General features: G+C 49.5%; 1 protein-coding gene. It reads left to right on the plus strand.

Annotated features, from left to right (window positions below; translation table 11 throughout):
- Positions 1-846, plus strand: an 846-nt coding sequence (locus tag C7K08_RS14690) for an ammonium transporter (protein ID WP_423218707.1), incomplete at both ends; no start/stop codon positions are given.

Below are 846 nucleotides of genomic sequence, written 5' to 3' on the forward strand. Positions count from 1 at the left end.
CTGCGCGGTGTTGGTGATCTTCATGAACGCCGGCTTCGCCATGGTTGAAGCTGGGATGTGCCGCGGTAAAAATGCAGTTAATATCCTTGCCAAGAACTTGATCGTATTCGCCCTAGCGGTTACGGCCTATTGGTTTATTGGCTACAAAATTATGTATAACGCCGACTGGATAATTCCCGGTTGGTTCAAGTTTGGCGGTTTGTTCTTTGATCCCGCCGTAACACCAGATATGGTTAAAGACGGCTCTTTAGTGCCGAGCGTTGATTTTCTTTTTCAAGCTGCCTTTGCCGGCACTGCCGCCACGATTGTTTCTGGCCTTGTGGCAGAGCGCATCAAATTTGGTGAATTTGTTATTTTTTCATTGATCTTGGTTGGCATTCTTTACCCAATTGCTGGCTCATGGCAGTGGAACTTCCCCGACGACGCTGGTGTTGGTGGAGGTTGGTTAAACCGGCTTGGTTTTATTGATTTTGCTGGATCCACAGTTGTGCACACTTTCGGTGCCTGTGCTGGTTTGGTGGGAGCTGTGCTGCTTGGGCCACGCATCGGCAAATTTGTTGACGGTAAAACCAACGCAATACCCGGCCACAACATGGCGATTGCAACCCTTGGTTGTTTGATCCTTTGGATTGGTTGGTATGGCTTTAATCCTGGCTCTTGGCTATCTATGGCCCCTGAAGTTCCTTACATCGCAGTTACCACAACCCTTGGTGCTGCCGGTGGTGGAATAGCAGCCACATTGGTGAGTCAATTCACAGGTGGCAAGCCCGATCTCACCATGACAATTAACGGAATTTTGGCAGGATTAGTGGGAGTTACCGCCGGTTGCGATGGCTTCTCAATGCC

Origin of the sequence: Synechococcus lacustris str. Tous (genome assembly GCF_003011125.1) — a bacterium.
In the GTDB taxonomy this organism is placed as follows: domain Bacteria; phylum Cyanobacteriota; class Cyanobacteriia; order PCC-6307; family Cyanobiaceae; genus Synechococcus_D; species Synechococcus_D lacustris.